The following is a 7,049-nucleotide window of genomic DNA, read 5'->3' as shown; positions in this document are numbered from 1 at the left end:
TGTTCCACAACGCCGCCCTCGAACTCCACGGCGGCACCGAAGCGGCCCCCCGCGCCCGCGCCTTCGCCTCCGGCGTCCTGGCCTCCTGGCGCTTCCCGTCCGAACTCTGCGAGCGCGGGATGCTGGCGGCGAGTGAACTGGTTGCCAACTCCCTCCAGCACGGGACGCCGCCCATGCGGCTCAGTCTGCGCCGTACGGACCGCCGGCTGATCATCGAGGTCACCGACGGCGACGAACGCCTCCCGCACCCCCGCCGCGCCGAGCCCGCCGATGAGGCGGGCCGGGGCATCTCCGTGGTCGCCGGTATCGCCTCGTCCTGGGGCTCCCGCCGTATCCCCGCCGGCGGAAAGGCCGTCTGGTGCGAATTCGCGCTCCCGCCCGGCTGACGGACGCCCGCAGAGCGGGCCAGGCGGACACGACGTCACGCCGCGGGAGGCGCGGACCGGCCCCCAAGAGCAGGTGACTGTGCGTCAGCTTCCCAACTTCCCGCCCATGACGACGAGTTCGGCAGATGGACCGCTACCCCGCCTGCGGAACCAAGTGCCTCGTGAACCAGTCCTGCGCCAGATCGGCGACGGCGTCCAGCGCCCCTGGCTCCTCGAAGAGATGCGTGGCGTTCGGCACGACTTCGAGCTGGTTCTCGCAGCGCAGCTCCTCCAGGGCCTGCCGGTTGAGGTCGAGGACCAGGGTGTCGCTGCCGCCCACGATCAGCAGCGTCGGCGCCCGTACGTCGCCCAGATGCGGCCCGGCGAGGTCGGGGCGGCCGCCGCGGGAGACCACCGCGCCGATGTCGACCTCGGTGGCCGCGGCGGCCCGCAGCGCGGCCGCGGCTCCGGTGCTCGCACCGAAATAGCCGATCGGGACGGGCACCCGGCCGTGCAGCCAGCGGGTGGCGTCGGCCAGCCGTCCGGCCAGGGTTTCGATGTCGAAGACATTCGCCCGATCGGCTTCCTCGGGCGGTGTCAGCAGGTCGAAGAGGAGGGTGCCCAGACCGGCACGGTTCAGGACCGCGGCCACCATCCGGTTACGGGGGCTGTGGCGGCTGCTCCCCGAACCATGGGCGAACATCACCACCGCCTCGGCGCCCTCAGGAAGGGTGAGGTCCCCGGCCAGCCGTACCCCGCCGGCGTCCACCTCCACCGGTTCCTGGACGCCGGCCCCGGAAGCCGGAGCGGCCCGCTCGGCCGCCGGGCGGGCCGCGGCCTCGGTCAGCAGGGCGATGACCTCGTCGTCGGGCGTCTGGGAGAAGTCCTGGTACCACTCGCCGACGGCGGAGAACGACGCCGGCGTGGACAGGCACACCACATCGTCCGCCTTGGTACGCAGCCACGCGGCCGCATCCGGCGGCGCCACCGGGACGGCCAGCACCACGCGGGCCGCGCCCTGGGCCCGTACGACTTCGCAGGCGGCCGCCGCCGTGGCGCCGGTCGCGATCCCGTCGTCCACCAGGACGGCCGTCCGGCCCTTGAGGGACAGCCGGGTCCGCCCGGCACGGAAGCGGCGCGCCTGCCGTACGAGCTCCGCTTCCTCGGTGCGCTCGACGGCCTGGAGGTCGGCCTGTCTGATCCGGCCGCGGCGGACGATGTCCTCGCTGATCACCCGTACGCCGCCCTCACCGATGGCGCCGAAGCCCAGCTCACGGTGGTAGGGGACGCCGAGCTTGCGGACGACGATCACATCGAGGGGCGCGCCGAGGGCCTGCGCCACCTGATAGGCGACCGGGACCCCTCCGCGGGGCAGTCCGAGGACGATGGGGTCTTCCCCTGCAAGGTGGCCCAGGGCTTCGGCAAGACGGTGCCCCGCATCCGTGCGATCGGTGAACAGCACAGTTGTGCACCCCCTACTCAGGGGAGACGGAGCCACGTCCACACCTACTTCGAAACAACCCCATCCGTGGGGGTTTCGCAAGTCGGGGCACATCGGCGGGACGGTCCGCTTCCGGCTGTCGACCGATCGTGGTTACCGTCGCCGTATGGAACGCAACGGGCACATCAGGGCCGCCCTGATCGATATCGACGGCGTGCTCACCGTCTCCTGGAAGCCGCTGCCCGGCGCCGTGGCGGCCATGGAACGGCTGCGCGCCGCCGGGCTTCCACTGGCCCTGGTCACCAACAACACCTCGCGCACCCGCGCCGTGATCGCCCGGAGGCTGTCCGAGGAGGGATTCCCGATCGCGGCCGACGACATCCTGACCGCGCCCGCCGTCACCGCAGGCTATCTGCGCGAGCACCATCCGGGCGCCCGCTGCTTGCTGATCAACTCCGGGGAGGTGCGCGACGATCTCGAGGGCGTGACGCTCGTCGACGAGGGGGCCGACGAGGCCCCCGACGTGGTGGTCTTCGGCGGTGCGGGCAGCGCATTCGACTACCCGGCCCTCAACGCCGCGTTCCGGCATCTGCAGGGCGGGGCCCACCTGGTGGCGATGCACCGCAATCTGTACTGGCGCACGGCGGACGGGCTCGACCTCGATACCGGGGCCTTTCTTCTGGGGCTGGAGCGGGCCGCCCGCGTCGAGGCGGAGGTCACCGGCAAACCCGCCGAAGCGTTCTTCGCCACTGCCCTGGCGCACCTCGGGGCCACACCGGCCGAGACGCTGATGGTGGGCGACGACATCGAGTCCGATGTGCTGGCGGCCCAGCGCAGCGGCATCACCGGCGTCCTCGTCAAGACCGGCAAATATCTGCCCGAGACGCACCGCGCGGCCGAGGGCACGCCCGATCACGTCATCGAATCCTTCGCCGATCTGCCGGATCTCCTGGAGCTGCGGTAGCGGCACCACTCTCGGTGAGCAGCGCCTCGATCTCCGCGACCGGCCACCGGCCCGCCGCCCCCGGGCACGCTGCCAGATACGCGGCCGTCCGCCGCGCGTTCCAGCCGTGTGCGGCGACGATGCCCGCCGCGATATGGCGGAGATAGGCGGCGGAGGGGGCGTTCAGCGGGACGTCGGTGCTGCTCCACGGGGCGGTGAAGGTCAGTACGGGGGATCCCTCCAGCCGGCCGGCGCATACCAGCGTCTCGTAGCGGCCGGGGCCGAGCCGCGCCCGTCCCTGGCGGAGCGCCTCCGTCAGGTCGAGGTCCTCGCCCGGATCGCGGTACATCTCCTGCGCCGCGATGTCGGAGAACTGACTGACGGTCAGAAGATATACGCGAGCGGGGAGTTGGCCGTCGGCGTCCGGGTCGTAGAAGGCTCTGCCGCCCGTCCAGACCTGGGATTCGGTGGCGAAGTAGAGCGTGCCCGGCAGCAGGAGCGGTGCGGAACGTGCGGGCGGGCGGGGGTCCCGGCAGCCGGGGTGGCGGTGCCGTCCGCCGGGTGGCCGGCCGCCTTCCAGGTAGGTGGTCAGCCGGTCGAGGTGCATGTTGGAGCCGTAGGCCGCGTACCAGACAAGGGCGCGCCCCTTCATGGTCAGGCCGCTTCCGTGGCGGAAATGCGGTAGCGCGACACCTCGGCGGCGAGGATTTTCGCCGTCTGTTCCGGATCGGGGCCTGCGCCGCGGAATTCCATGAGTTGTTCGTCCGATACCCCTCGCTCATACACATTGATCCGGCCCGGTTCCCGCACATCCGCCGAGAGCGCGAAATCCAGGCAACCGTCGGCGGCCCGCGTCAGTTCGACGACCTCATGGCATCCGGCCACGTACTCTTCGCGCCGGCCCGGTTCGACCTGAACCCATCCCGCAACGATGATCACGTCGGAATTCCCCTCATTGCGCGGCATTCTTCCCGTGGTGAGAACCATTGTGAGCGCACCCGGCGGTTTTGCGGGGTGCGGTCTGGAGAGGCGCGTCGTGCGGGGGTGTGGTGGCGACGGACGGAGGCGGCGTGCGGGCGAACGAGGGGATGAGTGGGGCGAGCCGGCGTGGGGTGCTCGCCGTTACTGCGGCGGCGGGCCTCGGCCTTCTCGGGGCATGCGGTGAACCGGCTGCTCAGGACGACTCCGCGAACGGCGCGACGCCGCCCGAGGCCCCCACACGGCCGGCGACGCCGTCCCGCTCCCCGTCCACCCGACCGGCCCGGCCCCGGCCGCGCCCCCTTCCCCAACTCCCGCGGGGCGGACGGGAGTTGTTTCCCCGGTACCGTCTGGTGGGCTTCTGCGGGCTGCCCGGTGCCGCGGCGCTCGGCCGGCTCGGCACGGGCGACCCCCGCTCCCGCGCCGTCGAGGTCGAGAAGGTGGCGCAGTCGTATGCGGCGGGGCGCGAGCCCATGCCCGTACTGGAACTGCTGGCGGTGGTGGCGAATGCCGCCCCGGGAGCCGACGGGAAATACCGCACCCGGATACCGTCCGCCGTGATCCGTCGCTTTCATGAACTGGCCCGTGCGCGCCGTGCCCTGCTTCTGCTGAATGTCCAGCCGGGCCGCGCGGCGCCGCTGGAGGAGGTGCGGGCGCTGCGCGAGTGGCTGGTCCATCCCGATGTGGGCGTCGCGCTCGATCCCGAATGGGAGATGGGCGCCGGCGAGGTGCCGGGCGGGAAATTCGGCCACACCAGCGGGCGGGAAGTGACCGGCGTCGCCCGCTATCTGTCCGGCCTGGTGGCGGAACACGATCTGCCGGAGAAGCCGCTGGTTTTCCACCAGGTCGCCCCCTCCGTACTGCGCGAGGAATCCGCGCTGCGGCCCCATCCGGGTGTGGCGCTGATCAAAAGCGTCGACGGAATCGGCTCACCGGCCCTGAAGCGGGGCACCTGGCGCCGGCTGGTCTCCCGTATGCCCGAGGGCGTGCACGCCGGCTTCAAGCTGTTCTACGAGGAGGACGCGCAGGGCAGCCGGCTGATGAGCCCGAAGGAGGTCCTGGCGCTCACGCCGCGGCCGGAGTACGTGATGTACGAGTGACCGGGTGAGCCGTCACGAGCCGGCTCTGGGGACGAGGCGTTCCGCCGCCGAGCGGGCCGCGGCCAGGGCCTGCCGGCGATCGGTGCCGCGCTGGCCGAGGACGACGCGGGTGCTCAACCCGTCCAGCAGCGCAAGGAGTTCGCAGGCGCGGGCCGTGACGTCCATCGGTGCGAACCGGCCGCGTTCCACGCCCTTGGCGAGCAGCGCCTCCAGGTCGTCCTGCCAGCCCTGGTCCATCTCTTCCTGGGCCTGGTGCAGCGGCTCGTTCGACGGTGTGCGGGCCCAGAGCTCGATCCACAGCATCCAGCGGGCGTCGCGAGGGCCGCGCGGCAGGTACAGCTCCAGGAACAGGGCGAGCTTGCGCTCCGCGGTCAGCCGGCGGGCCAGCAGCGTGCGCCGCTCCGCGGTGAGAGCCGCCTCGCTCCAGCGCACGGCCTCCAGGAGCAGCAGGTCCTTGCTGCCGAAGTAGTACAGGATGTGGCCGCCGCTGGTGCCCAGCCGCTCGGCGAGGGCGGACATGGTGAGCGAGGCCAGGCCCTTCTCGGCGATGGCCGCCATGGCCTCCTCGAGCATCCGTTCCTGGGCGATGTGCCCATCGCGCCGTCGTGCCGCCCGTGCCACCCGTATCGCCTCTGCTCTTCCCTCGCGCGGTGTGTGCCTGCCCCGACCCTATCCGTGACTTTGTGCGGGGGGCTTGACGGGCGGGGGAGCGGTCCCACATCTTGAATGCCGTTCTAGAAGTTAGAACGACATTCAAGATTCATTCCTGCTGGGGAAGGGCGGGCGCGGATGGCGACCGACGAGGCAATCCAGGCGACCGACGAGGTATTCCGGGTAGAGACCCATGGCATCGACCCGATCCCCGACGACGAGCGGCACGGCAGCGCCAAGGACCTGTTCTGGCTCTGGTTCGGCTCCAATCTCACCTTCACCTACGTGATCAACGGCGCCCTCGCGGTCGGCTTCGGTCTGTCCTTCTGGCAGGCGACCGCGGTCGTGGTGATCGGCGGGCTGGCGTTCTTCGCGATCAGCGCCGCGGGCCTGAGCGGTATCCGGACCGGAACCGCCACCCTCGTCATCTCCCGCGCCGCCTTCGGCGTCCGCGGCAACTGGCCCGCCGGACTGCTCAACTGGGTGGTCAGCATCGGCTACACCATCGTGAACACGGTCGTCGGCACCCTCGCCCTCGAGGCGTTCTTCGCCGACCTGGGCTGGGCCGGCGGCAACCTCGCCCGCGCGCTCGCGCTGCTGGTCACCCTCGCGCTCACCTTCGCCGTGGCGATGTGGGGCCATGCCACCGTCCAGTTCGCCGAACGGTGGATGGCCTACGTCCTGGCCGTCGGGTTCGCCGCGCTGCTGGTCTTCGTCCTGCCCGGCGCGCACACCGCCGGCCCCGCCGCAGCCCCCGGTGCCACCGGCTGGAGCCTGGCGTTCGTGGTGATGCTGGCCGGACCGTTCTCGTACGTGCCGATGCCCGCCGACTACACCCGGTATCTGCCCAAGGCCACCTCGCTGCGCGCCATCACCTGGTCCGGCGCGCTCGGCGGGTTCCTCTCCTCCGTCGCGCTCGGCATCATCGGGGTGGCCGCGGCGAGCCGTACAGACATGACCGACGCTGTGGCCGGGACGGAGAACCTGCTGCCCGGATGGTTCCAGCCGGTCTTCCTCGCCCTGGTCCTGCTCGGCTCGGTCACCAACTCGATCATCACGCTCTACTCGTCGTCGCTGAACCTCCAGGTCCTCGGCATCCCCTGGAGCCGTTCCAAGGCCATCATCATCAGCGCCGCGGTCACCGCGCTCGGCTCGCTCGGCGCGCTCTTCTTCACCGACTTCACCGAGTCGCTGCTGTCCTTCCTCTCCCTGCTGATCATCGTCTTCGCCCCCTGGGGCGGCGTCTTTCTCGCCGACATGGTGCTGCGCCGCTGCCGGTACGACACCGGGGCCCTGCACTCCGGGCGCGCGGGCGCGTACTGGTACCGCTCCGGCTACCACCCGGCAGGTATGACCGCGCTGCTGGCCGGCATGGCCTTTGCCGCCCTGACCTGCGACTCCGAGCTATGGACCGGCCCCCTGGTCGCGCCCCTCGGCGGCGCCGACCTCACCCTGCTCGGCTCGGTCGTCTCCGGCCTCGTCTACTGGGCGCTCGCCCGGCGCGGCGTGGCCGCCACCACGCCGGGCGCCTGACGCCCGCCCCGCCGCCGACACCCCACGTCCTACCTCCG

At 71.6% G+C, this 7,049-nt stretch carries 8 protein-coding genes; 4 read left to right on the top strand and 4 right to left on the bottom strand.

From position 1 onward, the window contains the following. A partial coding sequence (locus AB0D04_RS27590) for an ATP-binding protein (protein WP_362708429.1) occupies window positions 1-386 on the top strand: 386 nt, incomplete at its 5' end. A 133-nt stretch (window positions 387-519) separates the two neighbouring features. Here the strand turns inward: AB0D04_RS27590 and AB0D04_RS27585 are convergent. Continuing rightward, on the bottom strand, window positions 520-1,827 hold the full coding sequence (locus AB0D04_RS27585) for a phosphoribosyltransferase family protein (protein WP_362708426.1): 1,308 nt from the start codon (window positions 1,825-1,827) through the stop codon (window positions 520-522). Window positions 1,828-1,972: 145 nt separating this feature from the next. Between AB0D04_RS27585 and AB0D04_RS27580 the strand changes: the two genes are divergently transcribed. Then, the gene (locus AB0D04_RS27580; RefSeq protein ID WP_362708424.1) at window positions 1,973-2,770 is read left to right on the top strand and encodes an HAD-IIA family hydrolase; all 798 of its coding nucleotides are present in this window, start codon (window positions 1,973-1,975) and stop codon (window positions 2,768-2,770) included. On the opposite strand, the gene AB0D04_RS27575 is transcribed toward AB0D04_RS27580, so the two are convergent. Next, the gene (locus AB0D04_RS27575) at window positions 2,724-3,401 is read right to left on the bottom strand and encodes a histone deacetylase (protein WP_362708422.1); all 678 of its coding nucleotides are present in this window, start codon (window positions 3,399-3,401) and stop codon (window positions 2,724-2,726) included. The two genes, AB0D04_RS27580 and AB0D04_RS27575, sit on opposite strands and share 47 nt — an antisense overlap. A 2-nt stretch (window positions 3,402-3,403) precedes the next feature. Further along, a complete protein-coding gene (locus AB0D04_RS27570) occupies window positions 3,404-3,715 on the bottom strand; it encodes an antibiotic biosynthesis monooxygenase (RefSeq protein ID WP_362708420.1) in 312 nt (103 codons plus the stop codon). A gap of 344 nt (window positions 3,716-4,059) precedes the next feature. On the opposite strand from AB0D04_RS27570, the gene AB0D04_RS27565 reads away from it, so the two are divergent. Next, window positions 4,060-4,827, top strand: a complete 768-nt coding sequence (locus tag AB0D04_RS27565; RefSeq protein ID WP_362708417.1) for a hypothetical protein — start codon at window positions 4,060-4,062, stop codon at window positions 4,825-4,827. Window positions 4,828-4,839: 12 nt separating this feature from the next. Here AB0D04_RS27565 and AB0D04_RS27560 read toward each other — a convergent pair whose 3' ends face one another. Then, complete coding sequence (locus AB0D04_RS27560) at window positions 4,840-5,448, bottom strand: TetR/AcrR family transcriptional regulator (RefSeq protein WP_362708415.1); 609 nt, start codon at window positions 5,446-5,448, stop codon at window positions 4,840-4,842. A 168-nt stretch (window positions 5,449-5,616) separates the two neighbouring features. Between AB0D04_RS27560 and AB0D04_RS27555 the strand changes: the two genes are divergently transcribed. Further along, on the top strand, window positions 5,617-7,011 hold the full coding sequence (locus tag AB0D04_RS27555; protein WP_362708413.1) for a cytosine permease: 1,395 nt from the start codon (window positions 5,617-5,619) through the stop codon (window positions 7,009-7,011). Window positions 7,012-7,049 lie beyond the last annotated feature (38 nt).

Origin of the sequence: Streptomyces sp. NPDC048483 (assembly GCF_040651455.1) — a bacterium.
Classification (GTDB): domain Bacteria; phylum Actinomycetota; class Actinomycetes; order Streptomycetales; family Streptomycetaceae; genus Streptomyces.
The sequence above is the reverse complement of the archived record's forward strand: the minus strand, read 5'-3'. Positions and strand labels throughout refer to the sequence as shown.